Genomic DNA, 22,713 nt, shown 5'->3' on the forward strand with positions numbered 1-22,713 from the left:
ATAAAGTATCGTAAAAATTTTCAAACGCCCCTAATAATTTTTATAAATCGTGAGAGTGATATGATGTCAGAAGATAATAATTCTTTAAATAACAAAGATTCACAATCAACCGAAAAAAGCTCAGAGAATAAAAAAAGGTTTAATGCAGGGATTCTAGCCAGCTTGTTTGATAAAGCTACTAAGGCTAGCAAGGATAATTTAGCAAGTAAAGACAACGATGCGACCTCATCGGCTATTAATTCTGATACTACAGATACTGCATCTGAAACTAATTCTAAACCGTTATCATCAGATAAAGCCCCTCATGAGTTAAGATTGGCCTTTTTAGGCGGAGGTAGCTTTGGTACATCAATGTCCAATTTAGCCGCACGTAATGGTTGTGACTCAACGCTGTGGGTACGCAACAAGAGAACAGTGCGCGCTTTAAAAAGAACACATGTCAATAAAAAGTATTTACCAGATTATACGCTGGATGACCGTTTAAAGTTTGAGCATGATTTAAAAACGGCGGTTCAAGATAAAGACATTATATTTGTCGCTGTACCGAGTTCAGCCTTTAGAGAAACCCTTAAAAATATTAAACCCTACTTATCAGGCCAAGCAGTCGTATCTTTAACTAAGGGTATGGAAAAAGACACTTTTAGTTTGATGAGTGATATTATTCGCGAAGAGCTTCCTGAGATCAATTTTGGTGTGATGTCTGGACCAAACCTCGCTGTAGAAATTATGCAGAATATGCCTTCGGCGTCTGTTATTGCAAGTGAGTCTGAGTTATTACGCCATGCGGTTCAATCTGCATTACACAGTGCTTTTTTCAGAGTATTTGCCGCTGATGATGTACGCGGTGTAGAGCTTGGCGGCGCACTCAAAAATATTTACGCTATTGCAATGGGTATGGCTGCATACTATAACGTGGGTGAGAATACCAAAGCTATGCTACTAACTAGAGCGCTTGCAGAAATGAGTAGATTTGGTGTGGCATCAGGGGCTAATCCTTTAACTTTCTTAGGATTGTCCGGTGTGGGTGATTTATATGCTACCTGTACCTCTGAGCTAAGCCGTAATTATCGAATAGGTAATATGCTTGGAAAGGGCATGAGCTTAGATACAGCGATAAAAAAATTAGGACAAACTGCTGAAGGTATTAATACCATTCAACAAGTGAATGAAAAAGCGACTCAGCTTGGCATATATATGCCAATTACCCATGCTTTATATGCCGTTATATTTGAAGATCAAGCTGCTCTTGGTGTGGCGCTAAATCTAATGGAGTCTGGGTTTAGAAGTGATGTCGAATTCGTAATGCCGCATCAATTTACTAACGATGAATCTAAAGCGCAAATTGCAAGAAGTAAGGGTGAATAGGTTCTATCTATTCTAGACAGCCCCTAAATTAAGTGGAGAATACTATGAAAGTCATACTTATGCGACATGGTCAAGCGCAGTATCCTACTTATACAGATTCTAATAAAGATGCTGCAAGACAGTTGACAGCATTCGGACGTCAGCAAGCGTCTGAGACAGCTCAGTACGTTCTTCATAATTATAAACCAGATAGATTTGTTGTCAGTCCTTATGATCGAGCACAGCAAACTTTAGAGTCATTTACTGATTTAAGACCGGATGTACATGTTGAGGTACACCAGAATATTACGCCCGATGATGACGCTATGACTGGATTGAATTCTTTATATGACGTTAAGGCTGAGTGTGTGGTTATCGTGTGTCATATGCCTATCGTTGCTAAAATGGCCGGACTTCTCTCGGCTACTGAACCAGAATCTTATTCATTGGCCGAAGCACGGGTTTTTGAGGCTGAGTTCATAGCGCCGGATATGGGTGATGAAATCGAAAGATTTATTCCAAAACAGCCTGATTAGGTGATATCGTAATACCAATAACATCGTTATACTATTAATTTAAACCCCTTTATTTAAACTTATAAATGAGTCGATTTTATAGACTTTTTTAGTCTATCTATTATTTAAGACTATCCTGAGAATATAATGTGATACATATTTGGTTAACTTCCCAGCTCAATAAATACAAGTTATGGCATCCTAAAGCATCCCATTGGATATGGTTAGATAGTCTGGCAGAGCTTCAATCTCTGCCTTTTATTAAGACTAATGATAAAGAGGTTTGCTTATACGTTCCTTCTCAGAATATATTAACGCTGACAAATGACTTAACACCGTTACAAGTCAAACAATTGGGTAAAAGTGGCCAACAATTCCTATTTGAGGAGCTGTCATTAACTTCTGTCGAAAACCTAAACGTTCGCAGCCTAAGTGATGGAGTCACTCAATATTTTTACGCGCTTGGTTCCTCTGAAGTTGAGCAGTGGCATCAAAGCTTATTACTTGCTAATTACAACCTTGTTGCATTAGTACCAGATTTTTTGTTATTGCCGATTCCTAATCAGGACATAGATGGACAGATTGTCTTATATCATAGCCATTTTGAGAACGCTCAATCACAATATCTTATTAGATCAAATGAAGCATATGGCGTTGAAATCGGTCACTTAACATTATTGCCCAGAATTTTAGAGAATATTGAAGAAATTATATATTTGCACGAGCAGGGCGAGATAAGCGCTCGAACTGAACTTCAAACTCATACCATAGCGATTGCTAATAATGAGACACATCCAACAGTAGACCCATCAATAAAGAGAATTGCGGATGATTTGAATATTGTGGTTACCGCTACACCTTCTTTTATCAAACCTATCCTTAATCCTACCAAACATCCTTTAAATTTCGTTGAAACTCATCGAGATTATTTAGTATCACATTACCTAAAATACGCGTTATCTTTATTGGTATTGGCAGGACTCATACAGATTGCTGCGGACAGCATGCAGTGGTATCAATATCAAAAAGCAGCTCAAGCGACTAAACTGGCTATTGAGACGCAGTATTCTGCATGGTTTGACGGTGAACAGCCAAATCCAGTGACCAATTTGCAGGCTCAAGTAAAGCCAAAATTGCTATCTGATGACAGTAGTCAACACGACCAGTTAAACATAATGAGTCAAATCTCACCCTTAGTTAAAAAGTCTAATCTTACTGCGCAGTCTTTACGTTGGAATGATTCCAATATTATACTGGTGGTAAAAGGTGAGAACCGAGTTGGTATCGATGAATTATATAGCGGGCTAACTCAACAAGGGTTAATGGCGAGTTTAGGTAAAGTCACACCGACCGAAAATAATCAATTGATTGGTGAGATAAACATTCAATTAGATAATTCAACGCCACCATAAAATGCGCGTACAATTAAGTACGAACAATAAAGAACTAACAATTAAGCACAACTAAAACTGCTTCAGATTCATTATTTATAATAAGGTATGCTTCAAATGTCTAATAAGCTTTCTAAATTTAAAAAGTTGAAAGGCTTTTCTGACATCCAAAATCCAGTTAATGAGTCAAATGAGGCAAACGATACGAATTATTCTGAGACTTCTAAAAACTCTTTTCATTCAATAACGCTACCTGCCCTAGACAAATGGTCACAGTTATCGACAAGAGATCAGTTCGCCCTATTAATGTTAAGCGTGTTCTTAGTTCTGTTTGTGGGTTTTTATGGTGGGTATACGGTTTACAGTGCGGCAAAAGAACAAAAATTGTCCTATCAATCTGCTATTAACGATTATTTTTGGCTGCGTTCTCAGTCAGGTAACATAGCTATGAATAATCAGAGTCAATTGCCACCTATTGAGCAAAATATGACCACTATTCTATCCCAAATGGGTGCAAAAGATGCAAATGTACTGTTAATAGGGGATGCGGTTCAATTAAGCTTTAAACATGACAACCAAACTGCCGCCAGCAATGTGATAGGTGCGATGACAAATTCTGGCATGAACATCGATCAGCTATATATTAGACAAGATGCAGAAACTAAAGAGGTGAGTGTCCAAGCAACGGCGTCCTACTAAACAGTGTTCTAATAGATGTTAAAGTTATTTTGAATCACTGTCTTCAGAGATAATAACTCTTAAATCAATGCCGCTTTTTCAAATACGATCATCCTATAAATTTATAGTACTTATATTTATAGCACTTATATTTATAGCACTATTAGATTAAAGCAGTTAAATTGATTGCTGTATACCTAATAGAAATGTAGTTTCAATAGTGAAAATAGAAAGCAAACCCCAGTTTAAAATTAGAATAATGGACGCATATATAGATAGAGACTGTAGAACGTTTAAAAAACTTATAGCGAATATTCGCTATAATCATTGTTTTACTACAGCTTCTAAAATGATGTCTATTTTCAAATTAAGCGAACCTCTATGATTACTAATAATGAAGAAAAGTCTTTAGTCCGATATAACCATATAACTTATTTATTATATGCAATCAGTTTCTTTACGGCTGGTATATTATGGTTGGTTCCTATTGTTATGAACTATTTGCGTCGCCGAGATGCAGAAAATACGTGGTTGGCAACGCACTTTGATTGGCAAATAAAAACGTTCTGGTACAGCATTATTTTAGGCATTGTCGGTATAGTGTTGTTTATCATTGGGGCAGGTGGGCTCGGTATTGGCGCGTCCGTTGCCAGTAAAAATATGAGCATAGGGTCATTCATAACGATGACTATAGGAGGACTCATTGGTTTAGGTGCAATTATTTGGCACATTTACCGCATTGTCAAAGGCTGGATCGCATTGTCAGATGGACAACCTGTTCAATAGTTAAAAATTTTGAGATTTAAATAACCAGTTAAATAGCCAGTTAAATAGTTACTAGCGCGTATCTCTAATTGCTACGCTAAATAATTTAAACCTTTTTAATTCAGTAAATAAATTTAGTAAAATCAGACCATTAGAGTAATGACGAAACCGTTTAATAACAAGTGTAATAGCGATAATATACTGATATAATTAGCTGTTGATGATATTTCTATGAAATTGAACATATATTTAAAAAATTCATTTAATAACTTTGCATCCCTATTAAACCCATAACAGGTTACCCACAGTTATGTCCTACGCTTTATTACGTCCTTTTCTATTCAATTTAGATCCAGAACGTGCTCATGAACTCACCTTAGAACTTCTTGAAAAAGCGCACAAAGCGCATGCTTTAGGATTCGTATACTCTCAGCAATCCTTACCCACAACCTGTATGGGTCTAGAATTTTCAAACCCTGTTGGCTTAGCAGCAGGACTTGATAAAAATGGCGATTATATTGATGCGTTGGCAGAGTTAGGTTTTGGGTTTATAGAAGTGGGGACAGTGACGCCAAAACCACAGCGAGGGAATGAAAAACCTCGTATGTTTAGAATCAAAGAAGCTGGCGCCATTATAAACCGAATGGGTTTTAATAATTTGGGCGTTGATCATCTTGTTGAAAACGTTAAGCGTTGCAAATATGAAGGTCAAATCGGTATCAATATCGGTAAAAATGCGGTGACACCAGTCGAAAATGCAGCGGATGACTACATATATTGCCTCGATCGAGTGTATCCTTACGCGTCTTATATAACCGTCAATATCTCATCACCAAATACCAAAAATCTGCGCGATCTTCAAAGCGGGGAGGCGTTAACCCACTTGTTAGACGCTATAAAAAATAGACACAGTCAGTTAGCGTCAGGCTATGGCTTCTATGTGCCCATGGTATTAAAAGTAGCACCAGATTTAAACTTTGAGCAGGTCGATTATATATCAAAGCAGCTAATTGACTTTGATATAGATGGGCTCATTGCAACGAATACCACATTAAGTAGAACAGGTGTTGAAGATTTGCCTTATGGTGACGAAGCAGGCGGGTTATCTGGTCGACCTGTTGGTCATTTAAGCACTCAAATTATTGAACACTTTTATGAACGTTTAGAAGGAAAGCTGCCCATTATTGGTGTCGGCGGCATTGATAGTGGTGATAAAGCCGTGCGTAAGTTGCATGTTGGTGCCAGTATGGTTCAGTTATACAGCGGTATGATATATCAAGGTCCAAAACTGGTTCAACAATGTATCGAAGCCATAGCCAGTGACCGCGACATGATGCTACTTAGACTATCTAAATAGTAGACTGGCTAGATAAGTTCCAAGTTAATTGAATAATTACCCTATTAGTGGATAAGTTCCATATTAGCTGAATAAGTTAGATAGCTTTAAGTAGTTTGATCATGGCAGTTTGTTAAACGTACAACTGATCCTGCAAAACTAATTAAATGAAAGGTTAAAAGAGTGTCTATATGAGCTACGATATGCGCCTAAATATTATGCGACATACTCTTCAATGGATACCGATAGTTAAGGTGAGTATATGAGCGCTTTAGATATTATAATCGGTATTATTGTGCTAATAGGGCTATGGCGTGGCTTTAGTGCAGGCTTTATTCGTAGCGCCATCTCCCTTGTTGGATGGTTTATAGCGCTATTGGCTGCAACTCGTTTGGCTGACGATGTTGCTCCTTATTTAAGTGGCGTCATTACGTCACATGTATTACAAATGGGTGCTGGGTTTTTAATTATTATCCTAGTTGCACTATTAGTGATTCAAATCATACGATTAATGGTGACTGGTGTCGTTAGAAGTTTAAAGTTAGGGTTTCTTGATCAACTGGCAGGCGGTGTGTTGGGAGCAGCTAAAAGTATATTAGTCGTATTGGTATTGCTAAGTGTTACAGCGCCTTTACTCATTAAAACCTCTATGTGGCAAAGCTCTTTACTTGCCCCAGAGCTTATGCCTTATGCCCCTTTTGCTAAAGAATTTACAGCGGAGGTAATGGGTGTGGCTTGGGAGCAATTAGATATGAATGATCCAGTATTGAATAATAATGATGTTCAATAGTTATCATTAGTCCAAATAGTTTTGTTTAAACTTACTATTTATAAAATAGTACTGTTTATAAAATAAGTCCAAATGTGTTAAGTCATAGCTTCACTCAAACCTTTAAACCCAATAATTTTTTTATACTTACTTATTTAAATCTATTCACGTTGCCCTTATTAAATCGTGATACGTGTGGTTACTTTTTTATAGTTATTATTTTGACTTCTCAATCTATGTTATAGCCGAATATATTAATCAATCTATTTATTTATCAATCTAAAAGTTTGCTAATAACAGAGACTACTTAAAGGATAGAATATGTGTGGAGTTGTAGGTGTTGCAGCGCATCAGCCTGTTAATCAAGTATTGTATGATGCACTTACTGTGCTACAGCACCGTGGTCAAGATGCCGCTGGCATAGTGACTATGAAAGACGGACGGTTTTTCCTCCGTAAAGACAATGGCATGGTTCGTGATGTGTTTATGACTCGTCACATGGTTCGATTAGTCGGAGAATTTGGGGTGGGACATGTCAGATATCCTACCGCTGGAACATCAAGTAGTGCAGAAGCACAGCCTTTTTATGTAAATTCTCCTTATGGTATAACCTTAGCGCATAACGGCAACTTAACCAATGCAGTTGAACTGGCTAAAGAATTGTATCGTGATGATTTGCGTCATTTAAATACCAATTCAGACTCTGAGGTTCTATTAAATGTCCTGGCGCATGAAATTCAAGCACTGGGTAAAACTCAACCCACCCCTGATGACATTTTTGAAGCCATCAGTTCTATGTATACCCGTATTGAAGGCGCTTACGCTGTAGTTGCATTAATCACTGGCCAAGGCTTGGTAGCATTTAGAGATCCGCATGGGATACGCCCTTTGATATTTGGTGAGCGGTTAGCAGAAGATGGCGGCACAGAATATATGGTAGCTTCTGAATCTGTCGCATTGACAGGATCAGGTTTTAAAGTTGTTAGAGATGTGAAACCGGGTGAAGCCATTTTTATTGATTTAAACAATAAACTACATACCCATCAGTGTATTGAATCCAAAAAATATACACCATGTATTTTTGAATATGTATACTTTGCTCGGCCAGACTCAATTATGGACAATATTTCAGTATATAAATCGCGTTTAAGAATGGGTGAGAAGCTGGCTGAAAAAATTCGTGATGAATGGGGTGAAGATAACGATATCGATGTCGTAATCCCCATCCCAGATACCTCTCGCACGTCTGCTATGGAGTTAGCCCTTAACCTTAACGTGAAGTATCGTGAAGGCTTCATGAAGAATCGCTATATAGGCCGCACTTTTATTATGCCAGGCCAACAACAGCGTAAAAAATCTGTACGTCAAAAATTAAACGCCGTACCTTTAGAGTTTAAAAATAAGAACGTACTTTTAGTGGATGATTCGATAGTACGAGGAACAACATGTCAAGAGATTATTCAAATGGCACGTGATGCTGGGGCTAATAAAGTGTTTTTTGCAAGCGCTGCGCCGCCTGTTAAATATCCAAACGTCTATGGTATCGACATGCCAGTTCGTCACGAGTTAATTGCATCGGGTCATAGCGTGGATGAAGTTCGTCAAATTATTGGTGCTGATCGTTTAATATTTCAAGACTTAGAGGATCTAATCGACGCGGTGCAAGATACTAAGTACAGTAAGGTTGAAGGATTTGATAGTGCTGTATTCGATGGGAATTATATCACTGGTAATATCACTGAAGAGTATCTTGACAACTTGCAAGAACAACGCAACGATATGGCTAAAATAAAATCATCAGGTGTTCAGGTTATATCGGATACGCCTGTAGATATGACGGGTGTTCAAGAAAGTGATGTTCAATAATCATTTTAGTAGTTACTTGAACACTTTTATAAGGCTTTATAGTTTTTATACATTATCCTATAAGTTTAAAGTCTGATTCTTGATAGACTAAAGGTGATATTGATGCATAAGCGCGTTAATATCGCCTTTTTTATTCGCCAACACTTTATAAGCGAATTATGTATAGTCAAAGAACTTTACAGTAGTCACAAGGCAACCGAGTGCAAGTACTACTAGGGTAGGCTTAACGAGGTTAACACCGTGACTCTATATAAGTTCGCCGACTATACAAATATTTTTAGCTAGTTTTAGTAATATATTCAGATACGCTTAATAGATATTATGGTAGAAACATAATGAAAAAATTATTTATGATGGCTGGACTTGTATCAGGATTAGTTTCAAGCTTAGGGTTATTGAGCACAACTGCGAATGCACAACTAACTGGATACGCATCAGGTAGTCTGAGTGCCAATGAATTATCAGTATCTACAAAAGCTTATTCGGGAGAGTCAGTTCAAACCAAAAGCTCACCAATATTTTATGGGTCTGATGGGCCTTATCCATTCTCAAAAGCGGTACGTGTTGGAAATACATTGTATATGTCTGGAGAGCTTGGAATAAAAAATGGTAATTTGGTCGCTGGTGGTGTCAGAGCTCAGACTATGCAAGCGTTAGACAATATTAATCAAACGCTATTAAACTATGGTTATCAGAGTTCTGATTTGGTCAAATGCATGGTCATGTTAGATGATATGGATGATTTCAATGAGTTTAACGAAGGGTATAAAGCGAAGTTAGATAAGCCATATCCAGCACGCTCTGCTTTTGCTGCTGATGGTTTGGCGCTTGATGCGAAGGTTGAGATTGAATGTATTGCAGCAAAATAGCCACCAATAATTATTACTGAATAAGTATTTAAAAGGTTGATATCACCAATTAGACATCGACCTTTTTTATAAGTTAAACCTCACTCTCAACTTTTTATACTGCCTTGTAGGCTAATGCTTTAAGCCCAGCAAAACGCAATTTTTTATTCATATTGCTGGGCTAAAGCTACAGCATACGTCAAGAGTTGAGAGTGAGGTAAATTATACAATAAATAAGTGGGGATGCGTTATTATACTTATTCTTAAAATCTACATATTAAGTAAAACGATCGCCAACGCTATAAGTCATAGTCATAACAGACTCTAGTAATACCCTAATAGCTTCCACCAAATCAAGCCTGAACCAATCCAAATAACCAAATTCACAACACTCATGATAAAGCCAATGGTCCACCATTCTTTAAGCGTTGTATATCCTGATCCAAAAATCACAGGCGAGGTACCAGTAGCGTAATGCGTTAGACACATCATGATATTACCGGCAGCAGCTAAAATAAGCGCATATAACATGGGCGGTGCGCCTAAAGACAAACCTACAGCATAAAATGCAGCAAACATAGCTGTGATATGAGCGGTAGTACTTGCAAAAAAGTAATGCATATATAGGTATACAAGTGTCAGCATTGCCATTGCGCCAACCCAGCCAAAACCTGTCAACCCTATGGCGGTTTCAATACTTGAAGAAAACCATTCGATAAGACCCAGCTCGTTTAAGAAATTCGCCATCATGACCAACGCTCCAAACCAAACGATGGTATCCCACGCTGACTTTTCTTTTAATACATCTTGCCAGCTCAATACTCCCGTGATGATTAGGATAGAGAGCCCAATAAAGGCAGTTGTGGTGGCATCAACGCTGTATTGGTTACCAAATATCATGGCAGGTATGTTTGCCCACAATAACAATAATAAGGCAAATACGCCCAACATAATTTTTTCATGAGCGCTGATTGATCCGAGTTTGGATAAATTCTCTTGGGCAAACCCTTTTGCATCAGGAGTCTCCTTAACCTCTGGAGGGTATATCATATAGATAACTAGCGGCATAACCAGTATACATAGCATACCGGGTATGAACATTGCTATGGCCCAAGTAGTCCATGAAAGATGAATATCATTACCTGTGACTTGTGCTACCAAATCGACAACTAATGGGTTTGGTGCCGTCGCGGTAATAAACATACCTGAGGTGATAGGGTTAGCATGGTAATTCACCATCGCAAGATAGCGACCGATTTTATTCTGAGTACCCTCTTGAGGGGTAGAATGAAAACTTTCTGCTATTGAGCGCATGATAGGGTGAATAATCCCGCCACCACGTGCGGTATTAGACGGGGTGATTGGTGCGATAAGCAGCTCTGCTACGCTAAGAGAGTAGGCGATACCAATGGTTTTTTTGCCGACGATTGAGATAAAATAATAGGCTATTCTAGATCCAAGTCCTGTTTTAATTAGGCCTCTAGATATCATAATGGCGATACCTATCAACCATATTAAGGGGCTTGAAAAACTTGATAAAGCATCTTTAATAGCGCCTTTAGGTGTCTCAGCCGTTACCCCCGTTAGGGCGACTATAGTAATTGATATGATAGCCAATGCACCAATGGGTAACGCTTTACCAATAATTGCGGCAATAGTCGCTACGAATATTGCCAACAAGTGCCATGCGTTTTCACTCACACCCTCGGGGGTTGGAACAACAAACCAAATGATAAATCCAATCGCAATAGCAATTATCGATGGTACAACTTTAAAAGCAAATTTGTCTTTAGTATCTGACATAGTATTTCCTATATAGCATCTATATGGACTGAGTATGTATTGAATATCATTTACAATAAAGCTTAGAGTTATTATTGGTAATTAACAATTGTATTTTATTAATCAAAATTTTTAAGAATGAGATTTTAAAATAACGATTTATAAAGCTGGTATAGGACGCCGGTTTAAATTATTAATTTATGAATACATAACGCTTATACCGATGCCACAGTTTCTTTATTACGCCATAAGACAATAGCTGCAATAACAAACCTCGAAATTAATAAACAATATACGCCAAGCCAAATAACTGGCATAGGATAATGATTGCCATATAAATGGTAGCTAATCCATGTAAAAGGGAAAAATATAGCCGATACTAGTAAAGCAACATTGCGTATTTTTGATCCTGCGGTGAGTCCGAACATAACCCCATCTAACCAATAGGCCCCTGCGCCTACTAAAGGTAACAAGGTGGCTACATAGCGATATTCAATAGCCAATTCATATATCTGAGGTAAGTCAGTCATGATTGACAAGAAGGTTGGCAGTACCAACAACCAAATAAAACTCAGTGCAACCGCCAACCAAAAAGTCATGATTCCTGTGCGCTTTACAGCAAGCTCAAAGTAATGACGTCCTTTTCGAGCCGCCGCTTGACCCGATAAGCTCTCAGCTGCAACTGCCACACCATCCAAGGCGAACGCAGATATACTTAATACTTGCAGTAATACTGCATTGGTCGCCATGATTAAGTCGCCTTGCTGAGCTGACAGCCGAGTGATCCATGCAAAGCTCAATGTCAAAAGCAGGGTACGAATAAAGATATCTTTGTTAAGTGAGAATAAGCTTAATATTTTATTAAGCTCAAAGATTCTTAATAAATTTCGTTTAATGCCACTCGTTGAGCCATCTGTATTAGTATGGTATGAGCTTTTATCAGCAGACTGATTTTGAGATGATAAATACAAGCTACGTATATGCTGGCTAGCCAAAAATGCAGCGGTTGAAACACCTATTATGTAGCCTATAACCGTTCCTAATGCAACGCCGTCAATACCCATTCCTAGCCCATAAACAAAGCTTAACGTAAGTATCATATTGCTCAATGAGATAAGTAACTGAACCATCATCATTTGATTGGTTTTGCCTTGACCAGCAAACCATCCAATAAAGGCGTAATTCATAAGCTCAAATATAATACCGTAATAGCGTACTTGTAGATAGGTATTGGCAGCCTCACTGCTAGCAGGTTGTGCGCCTAACAATTGAAGTCCGTAGTTGATGATGTAGGGTTTAAATATCCATAATATAATGCCCAGCACACAGGCTAACCCTAAGGATCTATAAAGAATATCGGCAAGTTCAGTACTTTTATAGGTACCAGTAGCTTGTCGCCCTAAAGCCTGAGCGGCAAGACCCGATGACGCATATTGCAGAAAGTTAAAACTCACTAATACTAATAGCCAAAGCTGAGAAGCAATGCCTAGGCCTGCCAAAAAATAAGAGTCATCAAAGTGACCAACGACGCCCACATCTATAGCGCCTTGTAGCGGCATGGCTAAATTAGCAATCAGAACAGGCGCAGCAATACCGATAATACGGCGATAGCTCAAATCCAAAGTGTCAGTTTTAATAGAACTCATAGGCCCAATACTTTTATACAATTAAGTGTTTAACAGCAGTCGGCTTGCTAAGCTGTGCTTTAGTGATTGAACTCAGAGTTATTCATATAAACAATAAAAAGCACCCTAAGGTGCTTTAAGTATTAAATAACTAATGCTTATTAAATAACTAATGCTCATTAAATAGCTACAAATGGTGAAAACGAGGCTATTAATTTTTTAAAGTTAGTCTTCATACACTTTAGGGTTATTGAAGGTAACCACTTCTTCTTGAAATTCAGGCTTAACTTTTACCACAAAATCATCACGTGATAATCCCATTCTCAAAGGAATCGAGCTTGAAATATAAGTAGAAGAGTAGGTACCTGCAATAAGACCGATAAAGAAGGCGACGGAGAACCAATACAAACCTGCCCCACCTAAGAACAACATGGCCAATACCACTACCAATACAGTTGAAATCGTCATGATAGTACGGCGCAGCGTTTCGGTTAATGATAAATCTACGATGGTACGAGGTTCCGTACCGCGCACCCGTCTAAAGTTCTCTCGAATACGGTCATAGACAACGATGGTATCGTTTAGGGAATAACCGATAAGCGCCAGAATAGCAGCCAATACTGTTAGATCAAACGGAAACTGGAACAATGCAAAAATACCTAGGGTAACAATCGCATCATGAAACAAAGCAAGAAGGGCGCCAACTGCCAGCTTAAACTGGAATCGAACCCCTACATATAACATCATCATTGCTAAAGCAGTAATAATTGCGATTAACGAGCTTAAGTATACCTCGTTACCTACCTGACTACCGATAATCTCTACACTGCTAATTTCGGCTTGATTGTCGGGTAAGTTAAGAGCCTGACCCAGTGCTTCATTTAATCCATCAATATTATCAGATTGCGGCGGCAGTCTAACTAATAATTCTGTGGTACCGCCAAGATATTGGGCGACGGCATCATCAAAGCCTGCCTCTTCTAAGGTATTTATAACCTCAGTTTGCTCAACTGGTTGTTCATAAGTGACATTGGCAGAGACACCACCCGTAAAGTCCAAGCCAAGATTTAAACCATTGATAAATATAGCGGCTAAACTTACCAACACGATAATAATAGAAAATATCGCCATCGGTTTTTCAAGCTTCATAAAGGGAATGATGCGTTTGTCCCCGACCGCTTTAACGCCACCTTCAGCTAGCGCAGCTTCATCTTCATAAGTATCCGTATCTTCAATGTTTACATCAACTTCTTGAACCTCAGTACCCGTTTTGACTGAGTCTGATGTATTCGTAGGGGCGTTACTCCCTCTACCATCTCGACGTGGACCACGCTTACGGCGTCGACCTCCTTCAATATATGCTGGTGTAGAGCTTTCATGCGACTCAGGTTTTTTATTTGAATCTTTTTTTAGATTGTTGTCGGACATTATTCTCTCCTAGCCTATGCTCAATTTCTTAATGGATTTACGTCTGCCATAAATAATTTGTACTAAAGCTCGGGTAACAATAATTGCTGTGAATAATGAGCTTAAAATACCAATGGCAAGGGTGATAGCAAACCCTTTTATAGGACCAGAACCAATTGAAAAAAGAATAATTGCCACTAAAAGCGTGGTTATATTGCCATCAAAAATACTACTAAAGGCGCGATCAAAACCGGCGACTATAGCAGATTTAGGCCGAGTACCCTCTGACAGCTCTTCACGAATCCGCTCAAATATGAGCACGTTGGCATCAACTGCCATACCTATCGTCAATACGATACCAGCAATACCGGGTAGGGTAAGCGCCGCCCCTAGTATTGATAAGACTGCGACTATAATGATAAGGTTAAATGCCAATGCAATATTAGCCACAATACCAAATAGACGATAGACAATAATCATTAATACGAATACGAGCATGTAGCCTATTTGGGTTGAAAATAAACCATCATCAATGTTTTGCTGACCCAGTGATGGCCCGATAGTACGCTCTTCAACAAAATACATTGGTGCGGCAAGCGCCCCTGAGCGTAATAGTAACGCAAGCTCTGCAGCTTCGGCGGTACTGTCTAATCCTGTAATTCTAAATGATGAGCCAAGCACCGCTTGGATATTAGCCTGACTAATAATTTTAATCTCTGAATAAGGCGTGCGAGTTTCTATCATCTCGCCTGTTTGCAGGTCTTCGTCGTAGGATACTTTTTGCTTATTTTCAATAAACAAGACAGCCATTTGCTTACCCACAGCATTCTTGGTGGCATTTTGCATCAATTTACCGCCAGCCGTATCAAGCGTGATACTAACTTCGGGTACACCTTTTTCATCCAATCCAGAGGTTGCGCCCTGAACCTTCTCACCCGTCAAAATAGGCTGACGATTTAATAAAGATAAAGGACCATCAAGACTTAAATATGGGTACGCTTCTGTACCTGCTGGGGGAATTCCACCATCATAAGTCGCGTTTTCATCGGCTACTAATCTGAATTCTAGATTGGCGGTGCGACCCAATACGCGTTTCGCTTCTGCGGTATCTTGAACACCTGGTAGTTCAACCACAATTCGGTTGGTGCCTTGTGATTGAACCAACGCTTCTGCCACACCGAGCTCGGCAATACGATTACGCAGTGTGGTTAAGTTTTGCCCAACTGCATATTCATTAATCTCATCAATGGTAGCATCGTTATATTCAAGGCTAAGTGCTGCGCCTTGATCATCCATCATTGATTGAAGATTAAACTGAGACCCTTGAGACGCTTGCAATATACGCTGTGCCTTGTCTCGCTGTTCAGTATCACTAAAATGAAGTAGGATACCGTCATTAGTTACATTTATGCCTTTAACTGCGATGCGCTCTTTACGTAGTGTACTACGCGCCTCATTACTGGCTGTTTTTAATCGTTGTTCTAATGCTTTATCCATATCAACTTCTAGGACAAATCGAACACCGCCTCGTAAGTCTAAGCCCAGCTTTAGGGGTTTGGCGCCAATATTTCGCAGCCATTCAGGAGTGGTTTGAGCCAAATTCAACGCAACCACATAATCATCGCCTAAATTCTGACGCAATACTTGTTTGGCGTTGAGTTGATCTTCACCATTATTAAAACGAAGCAAGGCACTGTTATCAGTAAAGGTCGTATCGTGATAGGCAATACCAGACTCATCTAATAACTGCTTCGACTGTTCAAGCACATCATCTGTAAGTTCCGTACCAGCAGAAGCGCTAGTAACTTGGACGGCAGGTTCATCTGGATACAGGTTTGGCAGGGCGTATAGCCCTGCAATAACGAGCACAAAGATTATTAAAAAATATTTCCAGGCAGGGTAATGCATAGTAGCTACTTCACTTAAAGGAAGGATGACAAAAGAATGCTAAAGTAGGTATCTCTAAACGAGTAAATTAAACCGGTAATTTTACCGTTAATTCTTATAGATTATTGTGAGGTACTAGTAATAGTTACTTAAGACCATCCATAGTACCGTTTGGTAATACTGATATCACTGAGGCGCGTTGGACCATCACATCATTTCTATCATTTAAACTGACAACCGCATAATCGCCCTCGATAGATTTGATTTTACCCATTAGGCCACCAGCAAAGATGACTTCATTACCAACCGCCAATGCATTCACCATGTTGCGGTGTTCTTTGGCACGTTTTGATTGAGGTCTGATAACTAAAAAGTAAAATATTGCAAAGATTGCAAGTGGGAAGATCCACTGCATAATCATTGAAGGTCCAGTAGCGACTTCTGCGGCATGGGCTGATTGTATAAATAAAAACATTTTATATCCTTGAAAATTATTGTGGGATAGGGGCAATAGATATTTAAATTGTTAGTATGTTTTAAGCTAGCTTAAACATACTAAGTTAATACATACTATCTCAAAAAGTATCGCCCCTATCCCGACGTATCTGGTCATAAACATAATAACAATAAACTGTACGGAATTTATGATTAAGGTGCTAAGTAGCGTTTAAGTTGAGGCGCTAATAAATTAACTAGCTGATAATTAAGAAAGCTTAAAAATAACTTATAAGTTAAACAGCTAAGTAGCATTGTTATCACAAATAAAAGGCATAGTATCAAAAAATGAGGCTTATGATAACACTTACTTCTATGACTGGTAATATTTAATATATAATGACTACTAGCAGAGCTTGGCTATATAACGTTATAATCCCCGATATAACGATTATTTAACCATTTTAAAACTAGCATTTTAAAACTAGCATCTTAATAAATTTGCTTCTTCATTAATTTGCTTCTTAATTCCATTACTTTTCAGATCATAATACTCAGAGGTTTGTATGCGCTTTATATTGATAATTTTACTGTTCATAATATTTGGTTATTCTTTAGGTTTGGTATTAGCAAATGGTAGAGAAGTGGCGGTTAACCTTCTCTTTACCCAAGCTCCAGCAATGAATTTGGGGCTTTTATTAATATTATGTATTTTTCTGGGTGTTATTATTGGCATGCTTTTGGCATTATTATTGTTTAAAGTGCTACAAAACAAGTGGGAAATTAACCGTTTAAATAAAGAAAACAAACGTTTACAAGAAGAATTAGCGCAAGCTACTATCGCACTGGAGCATCAAGACGAGTTAGATGTTAATGACAATACTGTATTTGTTGATTCACAACCTGACAGCTCAGTTACAGTAACTAAATCAAAACCTACGCTATAATACAGTAAATTTAAACCTTTAAAATTGGAATTTTTTATCGCTGCTTTTCCCTAACTTGTCTTCAATGAATGGTCTTCAATAAATGGTCTTTAATCAGTAGTTTTAAATAAGCGGCAATTTATAATCACTATTAAGTTGGTTATATAACGTAATTGATATGATAACGACCTTTATTCAATAAAGGTCGTTTTTTTTCTTTGATTTATATTTAAATAGCAGTATAGATTTTTTAGGGATTTCAAGCATCATCCTTTATACTTACTATATACCCCCCTATATTGAATATGAGCATTAATTTTTAAATTGGAGTCATTGTGAGCCCATCTTCTTCGGATAAACCGCATCATTCAAATAATAATTCAGAGCAATTAATAGTGCCTGATTCAACGATAACGCCTTCTGATTCAACGATAACGTCTTCTGATTCAACCGCGTCATCAATAGCGTCACCTATTATAGTTGCAATCGATAAGAACTCACTGTCTGATGCTTTAACGTTAGCAGATCAATTAGATCCTAAGCACTGTCGTTTAAAAGTAGGTAAAGAGTTATTTACCAGATGTGGCCCGAAAGTCATTAGAGAACTACATAAGATGGGATTTGAAGTATTTTTAGATCTCAAGTTTCATGATATTCCTAACACCACGGCTCAAGCAGTATTGACCGCAGCAGATATGGGCGTGTGGATGGTAAATCTTCATGCCAGTGCAGGCTTGACTGCCATGCAAGAATCTAATAACAGATTGAAGCATGGTAGCTATGATACGTTGCTCATTGCGGTAACCGTATTAACCTCAATGGATCAAAATGAGCTGAACCATATTGGCATTGAGGCAAGTGTCGATGCACAGGTGGAGCGCTTAGCACTATTAACAAAAGAGGCGGGTTTAGACGGGGTGGTCTGCTCAGCACAAGAAGCTGCACGACTAAAAGCGCTATGTGGGAAAGACTTTAAATTAATAACTCCAGGTATACGTGCTTTAGAAGATACTACTGATGATCAAAAACGTATTTGTACCCCGCAGCAAGCCATGCAAAATGGTTCTGATTATTTGGTCATTGGACGCTCTATAACTCAATCAAAGTTGCCTACGCAAAAATTAATGACTATATTAGATTCTATTAACGCTTTATAAGCTTTGAAGTTGTTGATTTTAATTTAATAATAGCCATATATGGGATAATGAGAGTTTAATACATGTATGTTGATAGGATGTTATGAAACTTCAAATTGTAAGTGATCTTCATATAGACAGTTATGCGAAAAGGGATCAGCCTTTAGGCCGTATTCCACAAACGACTGCGGATATCATTTTAGTTGCAGGTGATACTGCCAATAGTGATTCAGGTATGGCATGGCTACAAGATCAAGCCCGCGAGAATAACAAACCCATCATTACTATTGCGGGTAATCATGAATATTTTTCTGAAGACATTCTGACTTTTGATAAGCAGCTGCAAAGTTGGGATAATTACGATGCTCATAACTTCTCAGGTGTTAGGGTATTACAATGTCATGAATTTGATGTCGATGATATCCGAATTTTAGGATGTACGCTATGGACAGACTATGAGTTTGAATCCACGCCGCAAACACGTGATGCGGTGATGGCCTTTATGCGTGACTATCGTGCAATACGTGTAGGAGAGCAGCTATTTTCTCCTGAGCTATCCATCCAAATCCATCATCAACATAGACGGTGGTTAAAGCAAGCCTTGATTAAAGCACAAGCTGATGACAAACGAGCTATTGTTATGAGTCATCATAGTGTTAGTCCAAGATCAGTGTCTAAAAAATATGCGGACCTACCTAGTAATGCTGCTTTTGTTACCGATTTTAGTCATTGGATGCATGAGTCTTGGGCGCCAGTACTCTGGGTGCATGGGCATACTCATGAAGCTTTTGACTACGTTGAGGGTAATACGCGAGTAGTGGTCAATCCTCGTGCTTATCCCGGTGAGATTAGCAGTACAGAGTTAGAGTTTGATTGGGCTAAAGTGGTCGAGATATGATACGCTTATTGAATAACTTGGACTAAGTTTGTTGTATTAAAGTTTGTGTATACTAAATTTTCTATAAATTATAAAGAATCTTAAATTAACATTTATAACATCTATAATATCTATAACATCTATAACGTCTGAACTCTTATAGTCTTAACTTTTATATTGTACAAGGCAACTACTATCGAAACAATGATACCTTCTAAGCGTCTTAGTTTAGCACCTGCGCCTGCTCATTTACCTGAGAGTATGATTCATTCTATTAAACATCTACCGAATAATCATGAACGTCTGATATTGTTTACTCGGCATTCGTTACGAGAGCGATCTACTGGTCAAGGTTTTGCTAGTGCAGATTTACCGTTAACACCCAAAGGTAGGGTATTGGCTAAATCATGGGGTCGCTGGTTGTCTGAATATTTGCCTTATTCGCTGGATACCCCTAGTATCGCAAGTCCAATATGGCGATGTGTTGATACTGCAAAGCTTATGCAAGATGGCGCAGGGGTTGAACAACCCATATCACATGAGTCGCTACTGGTAGAGCCTGGAAGTTTGGTAATTGATTCCAAAAAAGCGAACGAAAAGTTTAAAAAGATAGGTGCTTTAAATTTTATTAATGCTTTTTTAAGAGATGATTTAACCAGTACTAAATCAGCTCAAAAAGGCGGTTTAGATTTGCTATCGTTATTATATGACTCTCAGCCTGAACCCGGGTTTTTATCGCTTGCGGTAAGTCATGACACACTTCTGGCTGCGTTCTTAGGGGTGATGCTAGACGCGAACGACATAACTTGGGATGATTGGCCTAAAATGATGGAAGGCGTTTTTATGTGGTTTGATGACAAACCCTTCGAAGAAGCCACCGCCAACTTGGTTTGGCGCGGTCAAAGATTTGAAGTACCGTCCTCTCGATTGCTACTGCCTCGTAAGTGATTCGCTCAACAGAAATTTAAGCTATAGTTGAAGAAGTCTGGATTGGTTACAAGGTAACTTGATGCAAGTATTCATAACGCAAATACTATAGTCAAAGAACATTAAAGTAGTCACAAGGCAACCGAGTCCAAGTACTACTAGTGTAGGCTTAACGAGGTTAACACCGTGACTCTTTATAAGTTCGCTGACTATACTTATGTAGGCGTAGAGGAGTAATGCCGTAATCGTTTAGTAGTTCACTGATATTAGTTCGCTGATTATAGAACCAATAAAAAAAGCCCTCAACAGTGTTGAGGGCTTTGTCTTACTTCAATAATCCAAATTAGCTAAAACTAATTAATTTGCCAATTAAGCTTTAAGTGCTTTTATGGCTTTGTTATAGCGGCTTTTACGACGAGCTGCTTTATTCTTATGAATAACGCCTTTGTCCGCCATACGATCAATAACAGGTACAGCTTTGTTAAAAGCTTCAGTAGCTACATCGTAATCGTTTGCAGCGATAGCTGAATCAACTTTTTTCATGTAAGTACGAATCATCGAACGCTGTGAAGCAGCATGTTGACGACGAGAGTTATTTTGACGTGCGCGTTTACGAGCTTGTGCTGAGTTAGCCACGGATGTCTCCTTGGTAGAATTTAATTACTAAATTAGGACTCAGTATGAAATACTGAAAATATAAAAATCAATCGCTTAAAATTAAGACTAATTGACTCAACATAATATTAAGAAATTTACAAAAAACTTTTTAAACAGTCTGGTTATAAAACAATCTAAAAGTTGACTGGGTTAAGTTTGTCCACTTTAGCCATTATGGATCTGAGACTATCCACAGGCTAGCTATAAATAGCTATAGTCAGCGAACTACTAAACGGTTACAGTGTTTATCTCGTTAAGTCTACTCGAGTAGTACTTGCACTCGGTTGCCTTGTAACCATTTTAGACTTCTTTGACTATATGGTGACAACATAAATAATTTGAATAAGCAGCCAGTTCGTTCAAATTTAAAATATCGTCATTGACACAAATTTGGAATATTATCTTTGTGTGCAAATTAAAGCGGATTATTTTAACAAACTTAGCGCTTAAACACAATATTAATAGTGGTAAATATACAGGTTTTGATAATTATAAAGGTTTGGTAAACATAGAGACTTGATTATACCCTGCACCTATTACACTTACCCGTTTTTTAAAGCTTAGATTATTAAGTAAGTTATCTATTTTTTATTCAACTGAGAAGGTCTTGCTTTAACGACATAAGTCTTAGCAACTTTATCATGTAAACTACGACGCTGCTTATCGATAAACATCATAACAAAATCAACAACCAAAATCACTTGTCCAATAGTAGGAATGCTATAAGCAAGGTTTGTTAGTACAGTACGTATCAATATAATGTTAGTGACTGAAGGTAAGTTTTTAGATTCAACATCCAAAATACGAACACCTGTAATGAGTTTACCAATACTTTGACCACGTTTGACAAGTAAGAATATTTGGACGATAAATAAAGCAAATATTAAAAACCATGTCATTGTAGCAAGATGCGTAGGAATGGTTTCTGCTATCGTACCTAACAGCGCAGGGTCTTGAACAGCGGCTTGTAGCTTCTCAAAGTCAAAATCCATACCCGATAACAGTGGTATTAAGCATAAAAGCGCTAAAATCTGATCAAGAACTACTGCTAATACGCGACTACTGATAGTGGCCAATTCTGATGAAGCATTGGCTACCAGCGCACCAGGTTTCTTAGACATACCTACTGTTTTATTAGGAGGATTTGGCGCAGGTGAAATGTTATTTTCACTTTTAACATCAGGCTCGTTATTCCCATATAGCTCTGCGACTGATACACGTTTGTTCGTGTCAGGCGCATTATTGCTAGTCTGCGGGGTATAATGGCTAGTCTCATAGGTCATAGTGCCCACACGAACCCACTGATCCATACCTTCATGCCACATTAAATCATTAAGGTCGACCTCACCTGTCGCTAGCATGTTATTAAGCTGTTCAAGTGAATAAGGTCCAGCTTGAACGCCATTTCTCGCCAGAAATATTTTCATAAAACGATAACCCTTTTTAATGTTTAATTATTTATATGCGGCTTTAATTTGATAATCCAATCTTGAAGGTTAATCTATTTATCGCAACCAATCTATACGTACTATAATAAATGTA

General features: G+C 38.2%; 20 protein-coding genes. 13 read left to right on the forward strand and 7 right to left on the reverse strand.

Annotation, left to right across the window (positions count from 1 at the left end; all coding sequences use genetic code 11):
* Positions 1-63: 63 nt before the first annotated feature.
* The 9 genes from AC2SLP_RS01785 (at position 64) to AC2SLP_RS01825 (ending at position 9,533) form a co-directional block, all read left to right on the forward strand.
* Positions 64-1,365: an NAD(P)H-dependent glycerol-3-phosphate dehydrogenase gene (locus AC2SLP_RS01785; protein ID WP_486535040.1), complete on the forward strand. Its 1,302-nt coding sequence runs from the start codon at positions 64-66 to the stop codon at positions 1,363-1,365.
* A gap of 44 nt (positions 1,366-1,409) precedes the next feature.
* The gene (sixA, locus tag AC2SLP_RS01790) at positions 1,410-1,880 is read left to right on the forward strand and encodes a phosphohistidine phosphatase SixA (RefSeq protein ID WP_486534914.1); all 471 of its coding nucleotides are present in this window, start codon (positions 1,410-1,412) and stop codon (positions 1,878-1,880) included.
* 128 nt (positions 1,881-2,008) lie between these two features.
* Complete coding sequence (gene gspL / locus AC2SLP_RS01795) at positions 2,009-3,271, forward strand: type II secretion system protein GspL (RefSeq protein ID WP_486534915.1); 1,263 nt, start codon at positions 2,009-2,011, stop codon at positions 3,269-3,271.
* Between the two features lie 96 nt (positions 3,272-3,367).
* Entirely contained in the window at positions 3,368-3,949 is a 582-nt protein-coding gene (gene gspM / locus AC2SLP_RS01800; protein ID WP_486534916.1) for a type II secretion system protein GspM, read from the forward strand.
* Between the two features lie 360 nt (positions 3,950-4,309).
* Complete coding sequence (locus tag AC2SLP_RS01805; RefSeq protein WP_486534917.1) at positions 4,310-4,714, forward strand: DUF4870 family protein; 405 nt, start codon at positions 4,310-4,312, stop codon at positions 4,712-4,714.
* A gap of 289 nt (positions 4,715-5,003) precedes the next feature.
* Positions 5,004-6,050, forward strand: a complete 1,047-nt coding sequence (locus AC2SLP_RS01810) for a quinone-dependent dihydroorotate dehydrogenase (protein ID WP_486534918.1) — start codon at positions 5,004-5,006, stop codon at positions 6,048-6,050.
* Positions 6,051-6,291: 241 nt separating this feature from the next.
* Positions 6,292-6,819: a CvpA family protein gene (locus tag AC2SLP_RS01815; RefSeq protein ID WP_486534919.1), complete on the forward strand. Its 528-nt coding sequence runs from the start codon at positions 6,292-6,294 to the stop codon at positions 6,817-6,819.
* A gap of 300 nt (positions 6,820-7,119) precedes the next feature.
* Positions 7,120-8,664, forward strand: a complete 1,545-nt coding sequence (gene purF, locus AC2SLP_RS01820) for an amidophosphoribosyltransferase (protein WP_486534920.1) — start codon at positions 7,120-7,122, stop codon at positions 8,662-8,664.
* Between the two features lie 335 nt (positions 8,665-8,999).
* Positions 9,000-9,533 (forward strand): RidA family protein, encoded by a 534-nt coding sequence (locus tag AC2SLP_RS01825; RefSeq protein WP_486534921.1) that lies wholly within the window; start codon positions 9,000-9,002, stop codon positions 9,531-9,533.
* Positions 9,534-9,836: 303 nt separating this feature from the next.
* On the opposite strand, the gene AC2SLP_RS01830 is transcribed toward AC2SLP_RS01825, so the two are convergent.
* The 5 genes from AC2SLP_RS01830 to yajC all read right to left on the reverse strand — a co-directional run bounded on the left by AC2SLP_RS01830 (position 9,837) and on the right by yajC (position 16,688).
* Positions 9,837-11,315 carry an anion permease gene (locus tag AC2SLP_RS01830; RefSeq protein WP_486534922.1) on the reverse strand — a complete coding sequence of 493 codons (1,479 nt, stop codon included), beginning with the start codon at positions 11,313-11,315 and terminating at the stop codon, positions 9,837-9,839.
* Between the two features lie 194 nt (positions 11,316-11,509).
* Entirely contained in the window at positions 11,510-12,940 is a 1,431-nt protein-coding gene (locus AC2SLP_RS01835; RefSeq protein ID WP_486534923.1) for an MATE family efflux transporter, read from the reverse strand.
* 204 nt (positions 12,941-13,144) lie between these two features.
* On the reverse strand, positions 13,145-14,347 hold the full coding sequence (secF, locus tag AC2SLP_RS01840) for a protein translocase subunit SecF (RefSeq protein ID WP_486534924.1): 1,203 nt from the start codon (positions 14,345-14,347) through the stop codon (positions 13,145-13,147).
* A gap of 9 nt (positions 14,348-14,356) precedes the next feature.
* Positions 14,357-16,234 carry a protein translocase subunit SecD gene (gene secD / locus AC2SLP_RS01845; RefSeq protein ID WP_486534925.1) on the reverse strand — a complete coding sequence of 626 codons (1,878 nt, stop codon included), beginning with the start codon at positions 16,232-16,234 and terminating at the stop codon, positions 14,357-14,359.
* A 124-nt stretch (positions 16,235-16,358) separates the two neighbouring features.
* Positions 16,359-16,688 (reverse strand): preprotein translocase subunit YajC, encoded by a 330-nt coding sequence (yajC, locus tag AC2SLP_RS01850; RefSeq protein WP_486534926.1) that lies wholly within the window; start codon positions 16,686-16,688, stop codon positions 16,359-16,361.
* Between the two features lie 526 nt (positions 16,689-17,214).
* Between yajC and AC2SLP_RS01855 the strand changes: the two genes are divergently transcribed.
* The 4 genes from AC2SLP_RS01855 (at position 17,215) to AC2SLP_RS01870 (ending at position 20,535) form a co-directional block, all read left to right on the forward strand.
* Positions 17,215-17,595, forward strand: coding sequence for a LapA family protein (locus tag AC2SLP_RS01855; protein ID WP_486534927.1), 381 nt, complete (start codon positions 17,215-17,217; stop codon positions 17,593-17,595).
* A gap of 410 nt (positions 17,596-18,005) precedes the next feature.
* Entirely contained in the window at positions 18,006-18,731 is a 726-nt protein-coding gene (gene pyrF, locus AC2SLP_RS01860; protein ID WP_486535041.1) for an orotidine-5'-phosphate decarboxylase, read from the forward strand.
* Between the two features lie 82 nt (positions 18,732-18,813).
* The gene (locus tag AC2SLP_RS01865) at positions 18,814-19,608 is read left to right on the forward strand and encodes a metallophosphoesterase (protein ID WP_486534928.1); all 795 of its coding nucleotides are present in this window, start codon (positions 18,814-18,816) and stop codon (positions 19,606-19,608) included.
* Between the two features lie 183 nt (positions 19,609-19,791).
* On the forward strand, positions 19,792-20,535 hold the full coding sequence (locus tag AC2SLP_RS01870; protein ID WP_486534929.1) for a histidine phosphatase family protein: 744 nt from the start codon (positions 19,792-19,794) through the stop codon (positions 20,533-20,535).
* A 348-nt stretch (positions 20,536-20,883) separates the two neighbouring features.
* Here the strand turns inward: AC2SLP_RS01870 and rpsT are convergent, their stop codons facing one another.
* Positions 20,884-21,150: a 30S ribosomal protein S20 gene (gene rpsT, locus AC2SLP_RS01875; RefSeq protein WP_486534930.1), complete on the reverse strand. Its 267-nt coding sequence runs from the start codon at positions 21,148-21,150 to the stop codon at positions 20,884-20,886.
* A 602-nt stretch (positions 21,151-21,752) separates the two neighbouring features.
* Positions 21,753-22,598, reverse strand: a complete 846-nt coding sequence (locus AC2SLP_RS01880; protein ID WP_486534931.1) for an RDD family protein — start codon at positions 22,596-22,598, stop codon at positions 21,753-21,755.
* Positions 22,599-22,713 lie beyond the last annotated feature (115 nt).

Source organism: Psychrobacter sp. CX21, assembly GCF_057396255.1.

Coding starts and splice junctions, on each gene's coding strand:
- yajC (WP_486534926.1), bottom strand. CDS start 16,688: ATGTTTTTATTTATACAATCAGCCCATGCCGCAGAAGTCGCTACTGGA.
- AC2SLP_RS01880 (WP_486534931.1), bottom strand. CDS start 22,598: ATGAAAATATTTCTGGCGAGAAATGGCGTTCAAGCTGGACCTTATTCA.
- AC2SLP_RS01805 (WP_486534917.1), top strand. CDS start 4,310: ATGATTACTAATAATGAAGAAAAGTCTTTAGTCCGATATAACCATATA.
- AC2SLP_RS01870 (WP_486534929.1), top strand. CDS start 19,792: ATGATACCTTCTAAGCGTCTTAGTTTAGCACCTGCGCCTGCTCATTTA.
- secD (WP_486534925.1), bottom strand. CDS start 16,234: ATGCATTACCCTGCCTGGAAATATTTTTTAATAATCTTTGTGCTCGTT.
- AC2SLP_RS01785 (WP_486535040.1), top strand. CDS start 64: ATGTCAGAAGATAATAATTCTTTAAATAACAAAGATTCACAATCAACC.
- purF (WP_486534920.1), top strand. CDS start 7,120: ATGTGTGGAGTTGTAGGTGTTGCAGCGCATCAGCCTGTTAATCAAGTA.
- AC2SLP_RS01810 (WP_486534918.1), top strand. CDS start 5,004: ATGTCCTACGCTTTATTACGTCCTTTTCTATTCAATTTAGATCCAGAA.
- gspM (WP_486534916.1), top strand. CDS start 3,368: ATGTCTAATAAGCTTTCTAAATTTAAAAAGTTGAAAGGCTTTTCTGAC.
- AC2SLP_RS01830 (WP_486534922.1), bottom strand. CDS start 11,315: ATGTCAGATACTAAAGACAAATTTGCTTTTAAAGTTGTACCATCGATA.
- AC2SLP_RS01835 (WP_486534923.1), bottom strand. CDS start 12,940: ATGAGTTCTATTAAAACTGACACTTTGGATTTGAGCTATCGCCGTATT.
- AC2SLP_RS01865 (WP_486534928.1), top strand. CDS start 18,814: ATGAAACTTCAAATTGTAAGTGATCTTCATATAGACAGTTATGCGAAA.
- AC2SLP_RS01825 (WP_486534921.1), top strand. CDS start 9,000: ATGAAAAAATTATTTATGATGGCTGGACTTGTATCAGGATTAGTTTCA.
- sixA (WP_486534914.1), top strand. CDS start 1,410: ATGAAAGTCATACTTATGCGACATGGTCAAGCGCAGTATCCTACTTAT.
- AC2SLP_RS01815 (WP_486534919.1), top strand. CDS start 6,292: ATGAGCGCTTTAGATATTATAATCGGTATTATTGTGCTAATAGGGCTA.
- AC2SLP_RS01855 (WP_486534927.1), top strand. CDS start 17,215: ATGCGCTTTATATTGATAATTTTACTGTTCATAATATTTGGTTATTCT.
- secF (WP_486534924.1), bottom strand. CDS start 14,347: ATGTCCGACAACAATCTAAAAAAAGATTCAAATAAAAAACCTGAGTCG.